Origin of the sequence: Larkinella sp. VNQ87, assembly GCF_049445795.1 — a bacterium.
Classification (GTDB): Bacteria; Bacteroidota; Bacteroidia; order Cytophagales; family Spirosomataceae; genus Larkinella.
Genome location: NZ_JBMSDT010000012.1, coordinates 165,360 through 186,875, shown reverse-complemented (window position 1 = coordinate 186,875; position 21,516 = coordinate 165,360). Strand labels below are relative to the sequence as shown.

The window sequence follows — 21,516 nt, the reverse complement described above, 5'->3', positions numbered from 1 at the left end:
TAACAACAAAAACGTTACCACCCCGGATTCTGGCCTAACTCCGGATTTTGCAGCCGGTCGTTTTCGGGGATCGGGTAAAGGTAATACTTATCGTTCCATTTTCGCGGAATATTGCTCAGCCAGGTCAGTTCGCCGGAGGTATCGTTCGCCAGCCGCTGCGGGTTTGCAACGCCGTTGACGGTTTCGGCCACGTTGATGTATGTAACGCCTGCCAGTTGCGTCGCTGGTCGGACTTTGTAGAACAGCACGTCGTTCTTTCCGTCTTCGTTCAAATCCAGCGGTTTGTCGAGGGCCGGAACGTAAAAGCCGGTCCAGATCTGCTCCATCAATTCTCCGCGTTTCCAGCGAATCAGGTCCGGAAACCGGAAGCCTTCCAGGGCCAGCTCAATGCCGCGTTCGCGCCGAATTTCAAGCAGCGAAGGGTTCGAAATACCGGGGAAGTAGTTGGCTTGCAGGTACGGATCGACCACGGTCGGCTTGGCCGTCAGCCCGCCCGTAATCCCGGCCCGCTTCCGCAGAGCCCCCACGGTTTTAGCCCAGTCGTCGTCGGTCAGCGTACCGAGTTCGGCTTTGGCTTCCGCGTAGTTCAACAGGATTTCGGCGTAGCGCATGATCGAAATCGAGTTGTCGTTGCGCGTCCCTCCGTCGTAATACGTATCGTCGAGCGACCACTTGATCGGCATGTAGCCCGTGTAGGTGTACGAAAAAACCGGGGGCGCCGGTTCGACCGCTCCGCCGTTGATGCGGGTGTAACCCGGCGTCCGGATGGTCTGCGAAAGCCGCCGGTCACGTCCTTTCACCTCTTCCGTAAACGTCAGCGTTTTGTACCCCGGTTTGCCCGTAAACGGCGTTCCGTCGAGGTTCAGGTAGGTGTTCACAAACGTGCGGGTCAGGCTCACGCGCGCGCCGTAGGTGGCGCTGGTCCACCACCAGTTGGCGTCGTTGAAGATGCTCAGCGCCGGGTCAGCCACAGCCGATAGCATGATTTCGTTCGTCACCGGTGTTTTGTTGGTGAACAATTGGCGGTACGACCGGTCGGTGCCACCCGCTTCATTCAGCGAAAAACCGCCTTCCTTCATCACCGCTTCGGCCGCTGTGGCGGCTTCGGTCAGCCAGGTTCCGGCCGTGCTTTCGAGTTTGTACGAGGTCTGGTATTTCCGGAACGTGCCTTCAAACAAACACACCCGCGACTTGAAACCGTTGGCGACGGCTTTGGTGATCAGCGTTCGGGAATTGTCGGAGGTCGTCCGGATGTTTTGCACGGCGTAGTTGAGGTCGGCCAGCACGGAGTCCATCACCATCACGCGTGAATCGCGGCCTTTGTACAAATCCTGATCCTCCACGCCCATCGCTTTGTTGATCCAGGGCACATCGCCAAACCGCTTCACTTTGTCGAAATAAAACCAGGCGCGGAAAAACCGGGCGACGCCCAGGTAATGACGCCGAACCTCCGCCGGAACCGCCGGGTTGGTGTTGTTTTCGATGAAATAATTGATGTTCCGCAAGGCTGTCCAGCTCCAGCCCGAGCTTTGGCGCGGCCCGTAAGCACCTTCCCGAATGAAGTCCGGCACCTGCGTCCGTGCGGCAAAATCGGCCATCTCGTCGCTGCGAATAATGTCGTTGCCGGTTGGTAGGTTGTCGTAAAACGAGTTGGCGTAGAGTTCCAGGCCTTTTTCGCTGCTGAAAACCGCATCTTTGGTCGCCGTCGATTCGGGCACCTGTTCCAGTTCGCTGCAACCGGCAAAAAGCAGTCCGGCCAGCAAAAGTCCGATATGTTGTAATTTCATGGTGTTGTTCTTTAAAACACCCCCAACCCCCTGAAGGGGGCTTAAAGATCCGGATTTGAGAGCCCCCTTCAGGGGGTTGGGGGTGTTTTGGTGAATTTTTAAAAAGTAACGGACAAGCCCATCGTGAAACTCTTCAGAATCGGGTAGTTGTGGCCGTTTCCGCTGGTACCGCTGGTCAGGACGCGGTCGGATTCCGTGGCGTTCTCCACGTCGATGTCTTTCGTCAGTTTGTAGAGCGAAGCCCAGGTCAGGATGTTTTCGGCCGATACGAACACCCGCGCGCTGCTCATGCCCGCTTTGCTGATCAGCAGTTTCGGCAGATTGTAACCCAACTGAATGTTTTTTAGCCGGAGATACGCCAGGCTTTGCAGGTATTTCGTCTGAGCCTGCGTCAGCTCACCCGAGCCGTTCTGGGCGACATACCCGCGATACCGGGGCAGGTAAGCGTTCGGGTTTTCGGGCGACCAGATGTTGTCGAGGTGCCAGGTCGGAAGCCGGTTGTACGGCCGGTTGTATTGGCCCCAGAACGTTCCGGCTTCGGCACCCGGCCACCAATCCTGTTTGCCCACGCCCTGGAAGAAAGCCGAGAAAAAGAAGTTGTTCCAGTCGGCGTTCAGCATGATGCCGTAAGTGTAGCGGGGTGTCGAGTTTCCAATCACGCGCCGGTCGCCCGGGTTATCGACGGTATTGTCACCGTTGTTGATCACCCCGTCGCCGTTCAGATCGCGGAACTTGATATCACCCGGCAACCATTGACCGGTGTTCGACGCCCGGAAAAGCGTTTGTTTGGCCGAATTCTTGATGTCTTCTTCCGACGTAAAGAAACCGTCCGTTTCGTACCCCCAGATTTCACCGACCGTTTGGCCGACGTAAAAATCGTTGGAGCCGGTTCCCAGGCGCTTGTAGGGGTTGTTGAACTTATCGATGCGGGCCGTGTAATCGGCCATCGTTAGCCGGACTTCGTAGCCAAATGGTTTGCCGCCGACGTTGGCTTTGTCGCGCCAGGTCATCACGGCCTCCCAGCCCTTGGTGGTCAGGTCGGCGTAGTTTCCTTTCGGGACATCGGTTCCGAACACGGCCGGTAGCGTCATGCCGACCGTAAACATATCGGTCGTTTTCCGGATGTAGGCGTCGGCGGTCAGCGTCAGGCGGTTATTGAGCAAACCGAGGTCCAGCCCCACATCCGTCGTGGTGGAGGTTTCCCAGGTCAGGCCGTCGGGAATCACGCTCGGCTGGCCGGTTCGCTGGGGCCGGACGCCGTTGATGATCCGGCCGGATTGTGAAATGGCAAACTTTTCCTGGAACGCGTACGAATCGATGGTTCCGTTCCCCAGTGAGCCGTATGAACCCCGAATTTTTAGGTCGGAAATCAATTTCGGGGAGACGTTCCAAAAGGGTTCATTGACAACGCGCCAACCGGCCGACACCGAGGGGAAGAATGCATACCGCTGACCCGACGGAAACTTGGACGAACCGTCGTAGCGGCCGTTGACTTCCAGCAAATACCGGTCTTTGAAGGCGTAGTTCAGTCGGTAAAAACCGCCGACGATGGCCCATATTTCGCTGCCGCCCCCGGTCGCGATCGATTGTCCCAGCGCCAGGTTGATGTCGTTGGCGTTTTCGTAGATCAAGCCGTTCCGCACCACTTCCAGCCGGCGGTAATTTGAGGTTTCGTAGTTGTAACCAACCAGCGCTTTCACGTAATGATTCGCGTTGATTTTCGGTTCGTATTCGGCGTAGAGGTTGGTAGCCGTGTAGAGCGTTTCGCGGTACAGGTTCTGGAGGTCGTTGGTGTTTACGCCCACGTATTCGATCACCCCCGGTTTCCGGCTGTAGGGCACGGGTACGCGCCGACGAAATTCGTTGTTGTCGGTGTTCTGAAACGTGAAGTTCCCGTTGATCCGGAACTGGTTATCGAAAAAGTTGGTCGCAAAATCGACGGTATTCCGGAACACGCGCCGGTCCATGTCGATGCCATTTTTGCCGTACCAGAAATCACCGACCGTGTAAGCGGCTGAATACGAAAGCGTTCCGTCGGGGTTAAACATCGGCGCGACGTTGTGGCCTTCGTCGGAGATGTTCCGCCAGATACCGCCCCCTTCGCCCACGTTGAGCGGGTTGTGGTACTTCATCGACGAAAAATCGGCGTTATTGGTCACCTTCAGCCACGGAAATACCTGCACGGATCCTTTGGCCCGCAGGCTCAAAATCTTGTAATCATCCGAATTGTAGCGGAACAAACCGTCCTGCGAAAAATACCGCCCCGTGACGTAAAAATCCGCCTTGCCGCTGCTACCCGACACCGACAGGTTGTGCTCGGTGGCGCTGGTGTTGTTTTTGTATAACTCCTTGTACCAGTCGGTGTTGTGGTAATACACGTACTCGCCCGTGGCCGGATCAACCTCGGTTTTGGGCAGGCTCGGGTCGTTGTTGCGCCGTTCGAGTTCGGCCAGGTACGCGGGCGAAAACCGAACGGTTTTGTTGATGTTCTGGGGCGTTTGCGAGTAGTCGTTCCAGGCCGACCAGCCTTCGTTGAACATCTTGGCAAAAGTGTACCCATTCGTGACAAAATCCGGCACGGTCGTCGGACTCTTGATCGAATGGTTCAGCGAGTAGGTGACGCTGGTACGGTCTTTCGTCGGGTTTTTGGTCGTGATCAGCACCACGCCGAAGGCACCCCGCGCCCCGTAAATGGCGGCCGAAGCCGCGTCTTTGAGCACCGAAACCGAGGCTACGTCGTTGGGGTTCAACCGACTGGGGTCGCCCTCAACGCCGTCGATCAGCACCAGCGCGTTCCCGCCCTGCCCGATGGAGGTCGTTCCCCGGATATTGTAGGATGGTGACTGAATGGGTTTTCCGTCGCCCATGCGCAGGTTCAGGTTCGGGATGGTGCCCTGCAAGCCCTGGGTCAGGTTCGGAAGGGAGCGGTTTTCCAGCACTTCACTCGTCACCTGATCGACAGCCCCCGTCAGGTTTACTTTTTTCTGCGTTCCGTAACCAACAACGACAATCTCATTGAGTGTTTTCGTGTCCGGTTTCAGCGACACGTTCAGGCTGGTGCGGTTTCCGACGGCCACCTCCTGTAACTCATATCCCACGAAGCTAAACACCAGCACGGCATTATTGTCGGGCACCACCAGCTGGTAACTTCCCTCTGCATCGGTGGTTGTGCCTTTGGAGGAGCCTTTGAGCACCACGCTGACGCCCGGCAAGCCCTCACCTTTCTCGCCATCGGTCACCCGCCCTTCAACGGTTACATCCACCGGAGCCGCCGGGCGGTTTTGGGCGGGGCGGGCAGTGACCAGCGTCTGGCTGAAGCCTGTAACCCAGCAGCCTGTGCTCAGAAGCCACGCCAGCAGACACGCATTTTGTAGTGATTTTTTCATGAAAATTTGGATTAGGTATTCGGGAATTAATAAGTAAAATATGTTCACATTTTTACCCGGAAAAATATTGTTTTAGTCCTGATTCTGATCGAACGGGGCTAAAAGGGTTAACTATTTTATTAGTTGTATGTTAAGTTGGGAAAGGAAACCCCGGGAGCCGTAGGTAGCAACACGGGGGCGTCTCCGGCGGGTGTTAGGAATTAAGCTGCGAAATAAAGCGGCAGGCCGTTTGGAAAGGAGAAAAACGAATTAACAAATTGTGATATTAACTGTCGAAATGGTTAAAAAAAGTTTACGTACTCACGGACTTTAGTCCGTGTGAGTTTATACTACCAAAGTGATGGAATTAACTCCTAAAACACGGACTGAAGTCCGTGGGTACGTCAGATGCGGTTTTTGGAGTCGATCAAGATGGTCACCGGGCCGTCGTTGACGAGTGCCACTTTCATATCGGCCCCGAACTCACCGGTTTCGACCGGTTTTCCCAGGTCGGCCGCGAGTTGCTGAATCATCTGTTCGTAGAGCGGAATGGCGACTTCGGGCCGGGCGGCTTCGATGAAGGAAGGGCGATTGCCCTTTTTGGTGCTGGCGTGCAGCGTAAACTGGCTGATGAGCAGAATGTCACCATCGACGGCTTTCAGATCCAGGTTCATTTTGCCCTCGGCATCGCCGAAAATCCGCATCCCGACGATCTTCTTGCTCAGCCATTCGAGGTCTTCGCGGGTGTCGGTGTGCGTAATGCCCAGCAGCACCAGAAAACCGGTGCCAATCCGGCCTTTTACCTGGCCTTCGATGGTAACGGAAGCTTCAGAAACGCGTTGAATGATGGCGATCATGTCGGTATGCGGTTTACGGTTTTCAGTTTACGGAAGCTGATGAAGATTATCGGCTGAACAAGTCGCGTCAGCCCCTGTAAACCGACTACGGAACCTGTTGAAAGTTGTCGTTTTTTGGGGTAGCTACTGGCGTTTCAACATTCGTTCTTCAATACGTTTGAGCAAATCAAGCCGGTAAGTTCGACTAACCGGTAGCTCACGGTCGGCCAGCTTGACCATGTTTCCTTCCAGGGCGTCGATCCAGGCAATAGCCACCAGAAACGATTGATGAATCTTGATAAAATGGCCCATTGGTAATTGAGATTCAAGACCTTTCATCGTCAGGTAGGCAATGATATATTTAGTTGTGGTGTGAATCTTAACATAGTTGCCCAGGGCCTCGAAGTAGAGAACATCCTTCAATAGTATCTTCTCGATACGTTTATCGGATCGAACGAAAAGAAAACCGGTTAACTCAGCCTGGATAGACGGACTACCCAGTTCATAGTATTCTTTTGCCTTATGCACAGCCTTCAAAAACCGGCTGAATGCGATTGGTTTAAGTAAGTAATCGATCACATCCAGTTCATACCCTTCCAGGGCATAATTGGGAAAGGCGGTAGTCAGAATCACCATCGGTTTGTGAGTTGTGCTACGGAGGTACTCCAATCCTGACCGCTTGGGCATTTCGATGTCCAGAAATATCAGATCGATTGGATCCTGCCGCAAAGCCACTTCAAGCCGAGTTATATTTTCGCACTGATCCCGCACTTCCAGAAAAGGCACTTGGTTGGCCAACTCCCGGATGACCTTGCGGGCTATGGGTTCGTCGTCGACAATCAGGCAGGTAAGGTGTTTCATAGGGGGAGCGTCAGTAGCACGGTGAACCGGTTATTTTCATAATCGATGGTCAGCGTATAGCGTTTCGGGTAGAGCAATTCCAGCCTTCGCCTTACATTCGTCAGACCAATTCCTTCGGGCCGAATTTCGGTAGATTCATACGAATTGACACATCGGAAAATGATTCCGTTGCCTTCTTCTACCAGACGTATGTCAATGCGGTTTTCCTGTCGATCACCGCGGGTACTGTGTTTAAAAGCGTTTTCCACAAAGGCGACGAATAAGAGTGGGGCAATTTGCCGGTCGGGGTTTTCAATCCGGATAACCAGGGAAATTGCTAAACTGACATCGCTTCGCGCCCGTTGTAAAGCGATGTAGTTTTCCAGATAAGCAGCTTCTTTTCCCAACCCGACAAAAGCCGTATCAGCTTCGTACAAATTATAACGCAGCAGATCCGAGAATTGCACAACCATCTGCCGGGCCTGGGTATTCGCCTGGTCGATGGTTCCGTAGATGGTGTTTAATCCGTTGAACAGGAAATGCGGATTGACCTGGGTTCGAAGGTATTTCAGTTCGGTCTCCAACTGAGAAATCTGAATGTTCTTCATGAGCCGCCGTTGTTCTGACCATTTTCGGGCGTAATATAAGAAGGTAGAGATGACCAAAAACCAGACGGCATTTGCCGAATTCCAGTAGAAGTAGGAGTCAATGGTCAGGCTCTCGCTGGGCCAGACTTTTGCATCCCAGAATTGCTGGTTCAGGCTTCGCAGGTATGTATAGGTCAAAATAATGATCAGTAAACCGGTTGCATAGCCCACAAATCGCTTTTTTTCCAGAAACACAGGGATCAAAAGCCGGACGTTTATCGCCAGCAACACCGCGATCATTGCCAGGAAAAGCAGCAGCGGCTGCAGCGCCCACAGCAACCCTTTCTGCATAATCCAGCCCCGCGAATCCATCACCCCGTAAATGATATACAGTAGCCAGAAAAGCCCAACGAATAAATTGATTCTGTTGAAAAGGGAACGCATACCGGTAGACTCAGCTCATTCAAAGTAAAGCGAAAAAATCAGCTATTCTGCCGAGGGGTCAATTATCATTTCGAATTGTCATGGAAAAGATACTACCTGTGTAGCTTTCTGCGCCGGATGTCACAAAGATTTTTGATATTGGATGATATAGTTGAATTTCAGGGCTATACACTTAGCTTATGTCTATACCAAGCTCATCCTCACGTTTACAATCGATTGATCTGCTGCGTGGAATCATCATGGTGATCATGGCTATTGATCACGTACGCGTATACTCGGGGCTGCCCGCCGGTGGGCCGGAGCCCGGAATCTTTTTCACGCGTTGGATCACCCATTTTTGTGCGCCGGTGTTCGCTTTCCTGGCGGGATCGGCGGCTTTTTTTCATGGCTTAAAAACGACGGTACGTTCATTATCCCGTTTCCTGTTCACTCGTGGGATCCTGCTGGTCATCCTGGAGCTTACCGTTGTTCGTCTGGGCTGGACGTTCAACCTTCGCCTGGATCTGTTTATGCTGGCCGGAATCCTCTGGATGCTGGGCTGGAGTATGATGGTTATGGCCTTTCTGGTACGCCTTAAACCTTTTACGGTCGGTATCATCGGGCTGACTGTTATTCTCGTCCAGGATATCTTTCGACGAGTTCCCGGTTTGTTTTCCGATTCCCCGCAGGGAATTTTTGCCAGATACTGGGAGTTCGTTTACCCCTCAGGCTCCGAAGGGCCGGGTTGGATCTGGGTTCTCTACTCGATTGTGCCCTGGGTGGGCGTGATGGCTATGGGGTACGGCTTTGGGGCGATTGTTAACATGGACCCCGCACGACGTAAGAACCTGTGTCTGGCGGTTGGTCTGACGGCTATTGCCTTGTTTGTCGCTGTTGGCAGTGCGATGATTGCTTTAAAACCGATTGGCGAGGATAATCGCGCTTTTATTTTCCAGTTGCTGGATCAACGTAAATACCCTGCGTCAGCGCTTTTTCTTTGCATGACACTCGGCCCGGTAATCGGCTTGATACCGGCGGCCGAAAAGGCGAAAGGACGATTTGTGAACACGCTACGGATGATCGGGAGCGTTCCGCTTTTCTACTACCTGATTCATATCCCGCTGCATCATCTTAGTGCATGGGTAGTCAACCTCCTTCGAAATGGCCGCACGGGGCAGGAATGGTACCAAACGGCACCGTTTTCTAACGTGCCTCCCGAATTCAAATGGCCGTTATGGTGTATTTATGCTGTTTTCGCAGTCAATGTGATCCTCTTATATTTCGCGTGCCGGTGGTACGCTACTTACAAAACGACGTATACAAATCAGCCATGGCTGCGCTATGTATAAAGCGAATAACCTGTTTCTGTGGAACCTAAACTTCTTTCTTGAAAGTTAACGCATCGAAAACTAGTTTTCTGAACATGAAAGATTTGGACAAAAAGCGGGGCATTACGCAAGCAGTACCCTTTTTTATGGTTGCTGACATGCTACGTTCCCTTTCTTTCTACCTGGATGGGATTGGCTTTGAGTTGAGAAATAAATGGGAACCACGAGGTCGTATTGAGTGGTGTTGGCTTCAGTTCGACCAGGTTGCGCTCATGCTCCAGGAGTACCGGATCACTACGTTTCCTGAAAATAGGGGAGAAGGCGTTAGTATCTGCTTTATGTGTGAAGACGCGTTGGCCCTATACCATCAATTTATAGACCGTGGTCTTTCGCCAGCCGAACCCTTTGTCGGGAATGGGTTATGGGTAGTGGGACTGACCGACCCGGATGGATATAGACTCATTTTTGAAAGCCCTACCCACTTGCCGGAGGAGACAAGGTATGCCGATTGGAGTCAATTAAATTCAACCAAATCCTCTTAGGTAAGTTAGCCGTTAACAGCATCTTCGCCAACGAACGTACAGTTACAATCACGGTTATAAGTCACAACTTTATCTGACATCTTGCCGTACTAATTCCTGGATGAACCGCTCAATTTTTCAGTCCTTTCAAACACCATTATTATTCGATATTATCGGTTTTTTTATTTGAATAACGAATAACGAATAACGAATAACGAATAACGAATAACGAATAACGAATAACGAATAACGAATAACGAATAACGAATAACGAATAACGAATAACGAAGTACTAAATACTTAATAACAAACTGGCAATCAGGAAATAAACGCCGATGCCGATCAGGTCGTTGACGGTGGTAATGAACGGGCCGGAGGCAATGGCGGGGTTGATGCCGAACTGGTTGAGGACGATGGGCGTGATGGTGCCCATAAACGAGGCCAGCAGCACCACCGTCAACAGGGCCAGCGACACCACCGGCACCAGCCGGGGTTCGCCGATCAGCAGACAATATGACCCGGCCAGCGATCCGATGATCAGCCCGTTGATCAAGGCTACCAACACCATCTTGGCGAGCCGCTGCCCAACCGTCGCGCTCAAACCGGATTTTTCGGCCAGGCTTTGCACGATCAGCGACGCGGTTTGAATGCCGACATTGCCACCCGTCGAGCCGATAATCGGAATGAATGCCGCCAGGGCCGCAATCTTGCTCAGTTGCGAGTTGAAGGTATTGATGACGGTGGCGGCCAGCAAACTCCCAACAGCCCCGGCAATCAGCCACGGCAAGCGGGCGGCTACCAGCTTCCAGATCGTGTCGTCCTCTTCCTCCACATCCCCCGTAATCCCGGTAATGGCCTGAATGTCCAGTTCAGCCTGTTCGGTAATGACGTCCACTACGTCGTCGATGGTAATCAGGCCCAGCAGCCGCCCCTGCACGTTCACGACTGGCACGGCTTCGAGGTCATAGCGTTTCATGACGTCGGCCACTTCCTGCACCGGGCGGTAAGTCTCGACAAAAATGACGTCTTCTTCGTAAATGTCGGCGATTTTGGCGGTTTTCCGCGCCAGTACTATTTTCTTCAACGACACCCGGCCCACCAGCCTTTCGGCATCGTCGATGACGTACACCGAATAGACATTCTCCACATTTTCAGCCTGTTGCCGGATTTCTTCGATGCATTGATTGACCGTCAGGTTGAGGTTGATCTTGATCAGCTCTTTCTGCATTAACCCACCGGCCACGTCTTCGTCGTAGTGCAGCAGATCGAGAATAAACCGGGCCTGTTCGCGGTCGGTCAGCAGGGCGATGACTTCCTCGCGGGTCTGGATAGGCTGCTCGTTGAGCAGGTCGACGGCATCGTCGGAGTCCATTTCATCGACGTACTGGGCCAGTTCGGCCGACGTGAAGCTCTGCAGAAACTCCCGCCGGTCGATCACTTCGAGGTTGGCCAGGATTTCGGCTCCCACCTGTTTGTCGAGCAAGGCCAGCAGATACCGGGCCGATTCGGTATCGAGTTCGTAGAGAATCCGCGAAATGTCGGCGGGATACAGCTCTTCCATTTCGGCCCGCAGCGTGTTGTCGTCGTGGGCGTCGATGGCAGCCTGAATCTGCTCTACGTACTCCTTGGTAAGCTCGAAAGTCATTTTCTGAATGATGAATTATAAATGATGAATTATGAATGATAATTTTTTAGTGGCATCCATAATTCATCATTCATAATTCATCATTAAAACCGTGAGTTCAACGAATTCCGCTACGCCCAACTGTTCGGCGCGTTTGTCCAGCAAGGGGTGAGACAACATGGCCTCGGGAGGGTTTAACGGCTTGAGCGCATTGCGTAGCGTTTTCCGGCGGTTGTTGAAGCCCTGCTTGACGACCTGGAAAAACTTCTTTTCATCGCAGGGCAGGGCTACAACGCTGTTCCGGCGCAGGCTGATCACGCCCGACTGCACCTTGGGGGGCGGCAAAAACACCCGCGCATCGACTGTAAATTCGTACCGAATGTCGTAGTAAGCCTGCAACAAAACACTCAGAATCCCATAATCTTTGTTGCCGGGGGGCGACGCAATCCGCTGAGCCACTTCCTGTTGCAGCATACAGACCACTTCCGGCACCTGCTGCCGGTTTTCAAGTACTTTGAAAAGGATTTGCGACGAAATGTTATATGGAAAGTTGCCAATGATGGCAAACGGTTCTGAAAACTGCTTTGCTAAATCCATTCTCAGGAAATCGCCTTCCAGAATGCGGCCCTGCAAAACCGGGTAATGGGCGTTCAGGTAAGCAATGGATTCGGTGTCGATCTCGACGACGTGCGTGGTGTAGGGGCGGTTTTCATTCAGAAGAAACTGCGTCAGAACGCCCATCCCGGGGCCAATTTCGAGCACAGTCCGATACCCGTGATGACCGGAAAGTAAATTAGCGATCCGTTCGGCAATGCTGAGGTCCTTCAGAAAATGCTGTCCGAGGTGTTTTTTGGCACGAACAGCATCGTCGCGGACGTGCTCCGACCGGTCCGATAGGCTTCGTTTGGTATTTTTTCCGTAAGAACGCACAGGCATCTGGCTACAAATTTCAGACCACAAAGGTACAGCGAGCAAGTGATGAACGGTAACGAAAGCCGTGGCAATTGCTGGTAGTTTTGGTTATTTTTACGGCTTTCTTGTCGAGACCTCATTTATTCATGCAGAGGGGCGTTATTCATTATGATGAGCTGACCGAATGCGGACTGTTTAAGGATGCGAGTGGTCAGACCCATATTTTCCGAAAAGGCGATCCGGTCTATCAACAGGTTTGGACGTATGCGGGGGGCGAAAAACCGCCGATTAGTGCGCTTCAAATGCCCGAACGACTGTTTATGGGCCCTGTTATTGCTCGGCCGCAACCGTATGACGCCGTTCCCAAACCGGATGCGGCCAACCGGCGAATGGGCTTTCTCAACTGGGCCGGTATGGGCCTGTCCGGGCTGGCGCTGCTGCTGCTAATCAACATCGGGGGCGAACCGCGCAAAGACGGCATGGGAACGAATCCCAAGCTGATCGAATCGTTGTGGGCGGTGTCCGCCGGTGGCTTGCTGCTGGTCCAGTTGATTTATTTCAGTGTCGGAGCCGCCCGCTGGCGCATACGTACGAATTACTGGGGAATTGTCGTTTGTACAGTACTTGCCAGCCTGCTCATGAAAGGCTGCGATAACTACCAGGCCGACAAAGTTGCCGACGTGTATACCATCGTGTTGGCGCTGCTGTTGCTGGTCGTTTATTTATTGCCCCGTCAGAAAAACGGCTAATTTTACCCCCAACCCCCTGAAGGGGCTTCACAACCCGAAAGTTTTAGCCCCCTTCAGGGGGTTGGGGGTATCCAAATAACGTTTTTTTTAAAACAGATAGATCCAACGTGCACAAACGAATGAATCAGGTATCCCACCGGGCCACTGGCCTGTTTTTGGTACTCCTTCTTCTCCTCTTCCAGGCCTGCGGCCGAAAAGAAAAAAAGACCGAACAGAAACCCGAAACCAAACCGGCTGGCATCAGCAACATCCTGTTTTTCATGGAAACGTCGGCCAGCATGGGTGGGTACCTGAAAGGGGAGACGAATTTTAAGGTGATAGTGTCCGACCTGGTGACCAAGCTGAACCAGGTCGCGCCCGTCGACGTCTGGACCATCGCCGGAAAACCGCAACCCGTTGCCGGTGGCTACAACCAGTTTGTGGTGAACTTGGCGACGACGCCCCTGGCCACCGAGCGGAGTTCGGAACTGCACCGGATTTTCAAACAGGTGGGCGAGAAGGCCAAAGGGAATACCGTGGCCCTGCTCGTGTCTGACTGCATTCTGTCTTTTCCGGACGAAGAAATCCGGAAAAATCCGGAGATCAACCGCCAGAATGCCGAAAGTGTGCTGAAAAGCCAGATCAACGACCAGTTTGCCAGCCTGAAAAAACAGGGCATCAGCGCAACGGTTTTTGCCTACACCTCCGGTTTTAACGGCACTTACTACGATTACCAGAACAACAAACACAAGCTCGCGGGCGAATCCCGGCCGTTTTACGTCTGGGTCATCGGCAAACAGGAACTGGTTTCCGACTTAAACCAGAAGCTGAACGAATTGCTCAGCACCAAACCGGCCAAGCAACTGGATTTCGGAGCCAGCGGGGCGCTGAACCAATACGATCTGTTTTTCTCCCTCAACAAAAAAGGCAGTTGGCGGGCCGAAAAAGCGGGCCTGTCGGAAGTCTCCGTCAAACCGTCGGCCCCGGCTGAGTTTGCCGTGGGGCTGAACCTGGACGGATTACCTGCTTACGCCCAGGCCGAAGCGTATTTGAAGAAAAACCTGGCCATCACCGCCCCCAATGCAACGGTCAAGCTCGTCAATGTGCAGAAGAAGGTGCAGGTGCCGACCGACCGGCTGAAAGAGCGTGAACTGAAACTGCTGAACCAGAACACGCACGTGCTGACGTTCCGGGTCGAAAACCTGTATGATGAAAAAGCCGCTATTTCGGTTAAATTGCCGGTCCGGTTCGACGACTGGTACGCCACCGGCTGGTCGACGATGGACGACCGGACCCCCGCCAACCGGCTCAACAAAACCTTCGCGCTGGTTCACCTGATGAATGGCGTCAAGGAAGCGTACCAGTCGGCGACCAACGATTTTCTGGTTCTGAATATTAACTTGGAAAAATGAGGGAAAATCTCCCTTAAAAAATGGAAACGCAGAGACGCGATTAATCGGTACAGACGCGATTAATCGCGTCTCTATCAAGGCAACACACAAATACTAACCTTTATCTCCATGTTTGTATCGCTCTATGAACTCTGGCTCGGCCAGAACAACGACCCCATCTACGCGGACGAGATCTTTACCCCGGTTGGCCTAATCACACTTTTGTTTTCGCTCGGATTAGTGGCTTTGTTTTACCTCATTTTGGGGCGCTGGAAGTCGGTTTTTTACCGAACCTCCCACTGGGTTATCACGCTGATCATTGCTGGTATTTTCGGCTACGGCTACGCGGTCTGGTATGCGCTGGATGCCACGGGCATGGAGGATACCGACAGCTACATGCAGGGGTTTGGGGGCGTAAACTTATTGTACGCGCTAATTTACTTCTTCGTTTTTTCGTTACTCCTGAAGCGGTTTTCCATTTTTGCGAAGCGAACTCCCTTCTAGACCGGTGATTACAGTGATTGTCTTGAACTGGGATTACACGGATTAAACGATTCACTAAGAAAAATTGAACTTGAATTACGCGGATTACAAGATTGCGGTAGCCATCCCACTTAATCCTTTAATCTGCGTAATCCAAGTTCAAGACGACTATGAAACTATTCTTATTTGGTATTGGCGGAACGGGTGCCCGCGTGTTGCGGTCCCTGACGATGTTGCTGGCGGCCGGGTCGAAAGTGCCTGCGGATCTGACAATTATCCCGATTTTGCTCGACATGGACATGCAGAACGGCGATACGGAACGGGCGTTGCGCGAAGTGGAACTGTACCGGGCCATTCGGCGAGTGGCCTACAAGGATACGGCGGCTAGCCAGGGCGCACAGACCGAACGGCGCACCTTTTTTGCGACGCCCCTGCAACCGCTCGGAACGCTCCAGGCCGAAAACGCCCAGGAAAAAATCGGCGACTCGGTTTTGCCCAAACTGACCGATCACGAAGGCACATTCGAGGAATTCCTGAGTGTCAGCAACATGGACGACATCGATCGTGAACTGCTGAAACTGCTCTACGATAATTCGGCCAAGCCGACGAGCGCAGAACTGAAGCTAAATCTGTCGGTCGGTTTCAAAGGCAATCCGAACATCGGCTCGGTGGTGTTCAATGCGCTGGAAGATTCGGCGGTGTACAAATATTTTACGGGGGCCTTCAACGACCAGACCGACCGGATTTTTCTGATCAGTTCGATTTTCGGAGGAACGGGTTCGGCCGGTTTTCCGCAATTGATCAAATTGCTGCAACACCCGAGCCAGAAAATCCAGATTCGGAACGCGAAGAAGGGCGCGGTGACGGTGATGCCGTATTTTGCCCTGGAAGAAAACAATCAGAGCGCTATCGATCAAAACCGGTTTTTGTCGAAAACGAAGGCGGCTTTGTCGTACTACCAGACGCAGGTGAATCTTGATGCCCTGTATTACATCGGCGACCGGCCCGGTAGCAAGCTCTATCCCAACGTGGAAGGGGGCGCGAAGCAGACCAACAATGCCCACGTCGTGGAGATGCTGGCGGCTGCGGCCATTTTAGATTTTGCCAACAAACCTGATGGCGAGTTTAGCGACGCCAAGCGGTATTTTGAATTCGGTCTGAAACGCAACGACCGGACGCTCGACCTGCCGCACTTCCACGACCAGACCTACAACGGGTTGCTCGAACCGCTCATCCGGTTTGCCTACGCGACGAAGTTTTTCACCGATTTTGTACCCAACAACCTCGGCGAAGCGTTTGCCAAGAACCTGGCGCTGGCGCAAAACCTGCGAACCAACACGTTCTATACTTCGCTGGAGAATTTTATGACGCACCACTTCAAGAACTGGCTGACTGAAATGGCGCAGAACGACCGGGCGTTTCATCCGTTCGATCTGCCGAACGACTTCAACGCACTGGTGCGCTCGAAGCGGATCGAAACCGGGTTTTTCGACAAAGGCATCAGCGAGAAATTCCTGCGCGACCAGGCTGGGAAGATCGAAAACTCGCTGCAGGCGGCTTTCCCGCAACCGGAAATGCGGTTTATGCAACTCCTGATCGACGTGGCCGAACGGTGCCGCGAAAAACTCGGACCCCTGAACCGGCAACTTTCCGATGCTGCTGTTTAATAAGTTGATTACACAGGGTTAATCAGAGGACATCAGAGGTTATCAGGGTGTTCTCCGATTACCCGCCGGGCGGCCCCGTCTGATTTTCCCGGATAAACTCTGCGAAATAGTTTTTATATGCCACATATTCTCAGAATTGATAACGACCCCAACGTCAGCCAGCAGAACCACCAGGATTGGACCGGTTCGCACACCGGCCTGACGGGCAACCGCATTGAACACATTCCTGATACGCTCTCCGGAGCTGCGGGCGGAGCGGCCAGCGCGGCCGCCAAAGCCGGAACCTCGATTCCGTCGCCGTTTGCGAGGCTGTACCTATTCGATACGGCGTTTCGGATGGTCAAGAACAACCAGTTGCCGCGCGAACTGTCGCTGTACCACGTCCTGGTGTCGCACGCGCTCGACCTGCTCGAACTCTTGTTCCAGGCCGGGAACAGCACCGACCTGAGCTACCGGGTCTGGAACCGGGCCGAGCGGCTGGAGGCATTGCGAAAAAAAGCCACCAACTCGACCACAACCCGCCACGCGCACCAGATTCTGGCGAAGGCGCTGGATCTGGATTTTCGGAACGAACTGGGTACTATTCAGCAGTTTACGCTGATTTATTACAAAGGTGCGCTGCTCGGCGGCACATCGCCCCTGTCGCTGGTGTTTACCTCGCCAAACTGGGAGCAGGAGCGGCAGAACAAGTTTATCGATCCGCCTAAAAGCACGACGGGCCGGACGTTGTTCCAGAACGAATACGTGCCGCTACACGACCGCGACACGGGATTCGTGACCTACCTGCGCCGGTTGTACGATCAGTACAAGGATTTGCTGCCTCCTAGAAGCGGTTTTTCAGAATTCTTGTACAAAGCCTTCTTCGACAACCCGATTCAATTACCGGTCGAGCCGAATGCCACTTTGGCCAACTTCGAACCGATTCAGATTGGGGGTGAAAGCAACTCGACCTTGCAGGTGCTACCCGGTCTGGCGCTCTACAAAGTCCGTGAAAACGACGTGCTGGACGACATCGAAGAAAACAGCGATTTCGTGATGCAGCCGACGGTTTCCTATTACCAGCAGGAAAGCCGCAACGGTGCACCCACGAACGTGCGGAAACCGCTGGCGCTGGCGTCGCGGATGGATGTGGCCGGGCGGTATGTGAAAAATACCAACTGGAACCCGCAAACCGTGATCATGCGCTCGTTGCTGAACAACCTCAGCGAAGGCGGTTTGCTGGCCGAGCGCTACTTGCCGGGTGTAGACAACGTGCGGTACCCGTTCCTGACCACCGACGATTTTCTGGAGGATTTTCTGATTCAGGTGCCGTTCAAGATCAACAACAAGCGGTTTTTTACCGGCACCATCGGCGAGTGTGAATTCCTGCTGCCCATTCGGAAGGAGTATTTCAATTTTTTCCGGATCGAGGATGTCCAGCGGCAGTTTATGTTTTCGGCCGAACACCGGGGCACCGACAAGATCATCACGGCCACCCTGCGGATTCCGATTCGCAACAACCGGACCATCGAATTCCGAAAAGAATACAACCTGTCCCGACCCGAGACGACGGTCGACTTCCGGGCGGGGCTGGCCTTTTTCCCGTTCTACCGCGTAACGGTGCCGGATTTGCAGCACCTGAACCAGTATCATGTGCTGCTGGCCGATGTGAGCGACCCGACCATCGGTTTTCGGGCCGGGAACTCCGTGCAGTTCTACGAATTGCCGAACATCATCGCCGGAAAACCGCTCAACGTGCCCACGCCCGAAGCCCGTTCGCCGAAGGTCGATCCGCTGCCCGCGTCGTATTTCTACAAAGTGCCGCAGGCGTTTGATTTGATGGAAATCCGGCTGGAGCGCAGCGGTATTCCGTACCGCGGACTGATGTTACCGCAGTTCACGACCATCGCGGAGAAGGGTTACAAGAACTTTACGTTTGCTATTGACTTCGGAACATCCAACACGCACATTGCCTACACGGATGCCGCGATGGGCGACGTAGAACCAAAGGCGCTGACGGTGAGCGATGCAGTCACGGGTCTCGACAAAGACGAGTTGCAGATGGTGACGCTGAACAAGCCCTACGAAGGCTACGAAGCAACGTCCATGTACGATAAATACCGGCTTCCGGCCAGCTACGGGCGGCTGGAAACGCTGGATGCCTTGATTCGCCGGGAGTTTGTTCCAGCCATTATCGGTAAGGAATTCGGTTCGCCGTTCGCCTTTCCGTTGCGGACAACGGTCTACGAAAAAAGCGGTTTTACGGATAGCAACAACAACCTGTTTTCGAAAGTCAACCTGGGCTTCAACATCGACCTCGAACAGGGCAGTACGGGGGTCAACCACTACGTGACGAACTTGAAATGGCTGTTTGAAAACCAGCCCGGCGATACCTTGAACCGGCCCCGCGTCCGGGCGTTCTTCGAGACGTTGTTGCTGCTGATCCGGAACAAAGTCGTTCTGAATCAGGGGAATGTGCAGCAAACGGCCATTGGCTGGCTGGCCCCGTCGAGCATGCGGGCGGTCACGGAAGACAACCTGGTGCATGAGTGGGAGCAGGCTTTCCGGAATGTCTTCGGAACGACGGCCAACTTCCGGTCAAAACCGGTTCCCGAATCGCTGGCCCCGTATTTTTACCTCGTCAAGAACGGCGTTAAATCGTTTGCCGATACCGTCAACGTGGACATCGGGGGTGGAACGGCCGACATCATGCTGTTCATGAAGCAGCAGGGCCGGTATTTGAACACCTCGTTCCGGTTTGCCGGGTACGACATCTGGGGGGGCGGTCTGGACGAACAGGGCCACCCGTCGCACCGGAAAGACAACGGTTTTGTCAAGAATTACCTGGCCTACCGCCGTACGCTCAACCAGGCACCCGCCCGCGAGGATTCGATTCTGGACACGTTCCTGAATAAACCGGAACTGACGGCTGAGGATATTGTGAGTTTGCTGTTCAAATACGATAGTCACTTTAAGTTTACGCAGTCGATTCAGGATGGCCGACCGGCCCTGCGAATTGTGTTGTACCTGCATTACAGCGCCATTGTCTACCACCTGGTGCAACTGCTGGAATCACACAAGCTGGCCCTGCCGCGTTACCTGACGTTTACGGGTCGGGGTAGCCAGTACCTGACCATGCTCGGGTCGCGCTCGCGGCTGATTCAGTTTACCAAAATGCTGTTCAAGGCGTATTCGAACCAGCCGATTCCACCGGACTTTGAAGTGATTTTGTCCGACAATCCAAAAGAAACCACGGCCAACGGGGCGGTTTTGTACGAGAATGCCGGGGCCGAAAAAGTGCAGTACGAAAACCGGGAAACCACCAGCTACTGGGGACATGTACCCGAACAAGCCGAAGAAGGGCAGGAGCCGACGCCAAAGTATACGTTTGAATACCGCCGGACGAAGATCGGCGAAGTAAGCCCGCAACGGGAATTCCATAACTCGGTGCTGCACAACATGCAGCGCTTTCTCGAAAAAACGCTGCTCGACCGCGACATTGCCTACTTCCTGAGCGAATACAATATCCAGACACCGGAGCGGTACGTCGAGTACCTCGTCGGCACGGATATTACGCGCGGTGGGCGGCTCTACGACAGCTATATGCTGGCGCGGATGGGCTTCGAACAACGGCCAAACGATGCGCTGGGTGAAACGTATTTTTTCCTGCCACTCAAACACGCACTGTACGAACTTTCGAAACACATTGCTGAATCCTGATCGTAACCAAATTCTGACTCAACGAATGATCCGTCTAAGTACCCGTTGGCTGTTGTTGCTGGGCGTATTCCTGCTAATCCAACCGGTTATTGCCCAGGATGATTACCAGAAAAAACTGGAACAGTCTGCCTTTCAGATGATTAAAGTAACGGTTGAATTTCTGGCAACAGACGCTCAAACGTTCCCGAAGGTCCAGAGCACCCAGTGCGATTGCGATTCGTACGATAGTTTAAAAGCGTTTATTACAACCAATGATCTGGTGGGGGCCGACAAGCTGGTTGATGAGGCCCGGCGACGGGCGGCTCAGCACATCGCCCAGATTAACCAGCCGAAGACGGCGCTGACGGAAGTGAAAGATTTTTTGATTCAGAAAATTACGTCCGGAAACCGGGCTAATCGGAAAATGCTGCCCGGCTACACGGCTTATGAAACGAAGCTGGGCCGGATTATTGACGGTGGTCTGTCCGGCGAAACTGTGGCTGAGGTGCACTCGCCGACGCCCACGGTTGCGGAGCCGGTGACTCCGGCAGATACCGTGACCGATACTCAGGATGTATCGAATACACCCACAACTAATTCCCCATCAAACTGGATGTCTATGGCTGGCATTGCGCTTTCATTTTCCATATTGAGCCTACTGGGCGTGGCCTTTCTGGCTTACCTTTTTATGAAAAACCGGCAGCCGCAGCCGTCGGCGCGGGATGTGCAGGTTGACTCCCAACTGGCGAAACTCGCCGACCGGATCAGTAAACTGGAAATCCGGAAAAACCAACCCAACGAAAATTTTCAATTGAACGCCAAGCTGGACGCGTTGGAACGGGCTGTCCGGCAATTGGAACAAAACCGGGCCGAAAAACCGGCTTCGACCACCCCCATGCCCAAGGTGCCGCTCGAAGTGGTCGCTCCTGCCCAGGCCGAAGTTCCTGTCCAGCCAACGAACCGTTTTCGGAACGCTCCCGCCGAACCTGCCAAACCCAAGGCTTTCTACGCCCGGACGGCCGATTTGGGCGACGGTTTCAGTGCGTCGGGTTTATTACTAAAACCGGAACGGGATACGGTTTTTGACATTTTGTTGCAAAGCGATATGCAGGCCATTTACCGGGTTTCGGAGAATCCCGACGCGCAGCGACTGGCCCTGAGCGATCCGTATTCGTACCTCAATGATGCCTGCGAATATTTGACACAGCCCAATCCGACCAGTCGCATCCAGACTGAACAGCCGGGACAATTGAGCTTGCAGGGCGATAAATGGAAAATTGTAGAGAAAGCAAAAATTCGATTTATTTCGTAATTTGATAGCTAGTCCGGATCAAGGAGTCTCTGTT

Annotated in this window: 15 protein-coding genes; 8 read left to right on the top strand and 7 right to left on the bottom strand. The window is 53.3% G+C overall.

What is annotated here, in order from left to right; translation table 11 throughout:
- Nucleotides 1-14 precede the first annotated feature (14 nt).
- The 5 genes from ACO2Q8_RS21200 to ACO2Q8_RS21180 all read right to left on the bottom strand — a co-directional run bounded on the left by ACO2Q8_RS21200 (nucleotide 15) and on the right by ACO2Q8_RS21180 (nucleotide 7,859).
- Nucleotides 15-1,787 (bottom strand): RagB/SusD family nutrient uptake outer membrane protein, encoded by a 1,773-nt coding sequence (locus tag ACO2Q8_RS21200; protein WP_423346860.1) that lies wholly within the window; start codon nucleotides 1,785-1,787, stop codon nucleotides 15-17.
- A gap of 98 nt (nucleotides 1,788-1,885) precedes the next feature.
- On the bottom strand, nucleotides 1,886-5,173 hold the full coding sequence (locus ACO2Q8_RS21195) for a SusC/RagA family TonB-linked outer membrane protein (RefSeq protein ID WP_423346859.1): 3,288 nt from the start codon (nucleotides 5,171-5,173) through the stop codon (nucleotides 1,886-1,888).
- Between the two features lie 383 nt (nucleotides 5,174-5,556).
- Nucleotides 5,557-6,009, bottom strand: coding sequence for a D-aminoacyl-tRNA deacylase (dtd, locus tag ACO2Q8_RS21190; protein WP_423346858.1), 453 nt, complete (start codon nucleotides 6,007-6,009; stop codon nucleotides 5,557-5,559).
- A 123-nt stretch (nucleotides 6,010-6,132) separates the two neighbouring features.
- A complete protein-coding gene (locus ACO2Q8_RS21185) occupies nucleotides 6,133-6,849 on the bottom strand; it encodes a LytR/AlgR family response regulator transcription factor (RefSeq protein WP_423346857.1) in 717 nt (238 codons plus the stop codon).
- On the bottom strand, nucleotides 6,846-7,859 hold the full coding sequence (locus tag ACO2Q8_RS21180; RefSeq protein ID WP_423346856.1) for a sensor histidine kinase: 1,014 nt from the start codon (nucleotides 7,857-7,859) through the stop codon (nucleotides 6,846-6,848). The genes ACO2Q8_RS21185 and ACO2Q8_RS21180 overlap by 4 nt, the downstream gene beginning before the upstream one ends.
- A 179-nt stretch (nucleotides 7,860-8,038) precedes the next feature.
- Between ACO2Q8_RS21180 and ACO2Q8_RS21175 the strand changes: the two genes are divergently transcribed.
- A complete protein-coding gene (locus ACO2Q8_RS21175; protein WP_423346855.1) occupies nucleotides 8,039-9,187 on the top strand; it encodes a DUF1624 domain-containing protein in 1,149 nt (382 codons plus the stop codon).
- 74 nt (nucleotides 9,188-9,261) lie between these two features.
- Nucleotides 9,262-9,708: a VOC family protein gene (locus ACO2Q8_RS21170; protein ID WP_423346854.1), complete on the top strand. Its 447-nt coding sequence runs from the start codon at nucleotides 9,262-9,264 to the stop codon at nucleotides 9,706-9,708.
- A gap of 271 nt (nucleotides 9,709-9,979) precedes the next feature.
- Here ACO2Q8_RS21170 and mgtE read toward each other — a convergent pair whose 3' ends face one another.
- Together mgtE and rsmA are read right to left on the bottom strand one after the other, a co-directional pair.
- Nucleotides 9,980-11,332 carry a magnesium transporter gene (mgtE, locus tag ACO2Q8_RS21165; protein ID WP_423346853.1) on the bottom strand — a complete coding sequence of 451 codons (1,353 nt, stop codon included), beginning with the start codon at nucleotides 11,330-11,332 and terminating at the stop codon, nucleotides 9,980-9,982.
- A gap of 66 nt (nucleotides 11,333-11,398) precedes the next feature.
- Nucleotides 11,399-12,247, bottom strand: a complete 849-nt coding sequence (gene rsmA, locus ACO2Q8_RS21160; protein ID WP_423346852.1) for a 16S rRNA (adenine(1518)-N(6)/adenine(1519)-N(6))-dimethyltransferase RsmA — start codon at nucleotides 12,245-12,247, stop codon at nucleotides 11,399-11,401.
- A 122-nt stretch (nucleotides 12,248-12,369) separates the two neighbouring features.
- Here rsmA and ACO2Q8_RS21155 point away from each other — a divergent pair, with 122 nt between their 5' ends.
- The 6 genes from ACO2Q8_RS21155 (at nucleotide 12,370) to ACO2Q8_RS21130 (ending at nucleotide 21,482) form a co-directional block, all read left to right on the top strand.
- Nucleotides 12,370-12,972 carry a hypothetical protein gene (locus ACO2Q8_RS21155; RefSeq protein WP_423346851.1) on the top strand — a complete coding sequence of 201 codons (603 nt, stop codon included), beginning with the start codon at nucleotides 12,370-12,372 and terminating at the stop codon, nucleotides 12,970-12,972.
- Nucleotides 12,973-13,091: 119 nt separating this feature from the next.
- On the top strand, nucleotides 13,092-14,363 hold the full coding sequence (locus ACO2Q8_RS21150) for a hypothetical protein (RefSeq protein ID WP_423346850.1): 1,272 nt from the start codon (nucleotides 13,092-13,094) through the stop codon (nucleotides 14,361-14,363).
- A 108-nt stretch (nucleotides 14,364-14,471) separates the two neighbouring features.
- Entirely contained in the window at nucleotides 14,472-14,846 is a 375-nt protein-coding gene (locus ACO2Q8_RS21145) for a hypothetical protein (RefSeq protein WP_423346849.1), read from the top strand.
- A 149-nt stretch (nucleotides 14,847-14,995) separates the two neighbouring features.
- On the top strand, nucleotides 14,996-16,492 hold the full coding sequence (locus tag ACO2Q8_RS21140; protein WP_423346848.1) for a hypothetical protein: 1,497 nt from the start codon (nucleotides 14,996-14,998) through the stop codon (nucleotides 16,490-16,492).
- A 117-nt stretch (nucleotides 16,493-16,609) separates the two neighbouring features.
- Nucleotides 16,610-20,191: a hypothetical protein gene (locus ACO2Q8_RS21135; RefSeq protein WP_423346847.1), complete on the top strand. Its 3,582-nt coding sequence runs from the start codon at nucleotides 16,610-16,612 to the stop codon at nucleotides 20,189-20,191.
- 25 nt (nucleotides 20,192-20,216) lie between these two features.
- Complete coding sequence (locus ACO2Q8_RS21130; RefSeq protein ID WP_423346846.1) at nucleotides 20,217-21,482, top strand: hypothetical protein; 1,266 nt, start codon at nucleotides 20,217-20,219, stop codon at nucleotides 21,480-21,482.
- The last annotated feature ends 34 nt before the right edge of the window (nucleotides 21,483-21,516 follow it).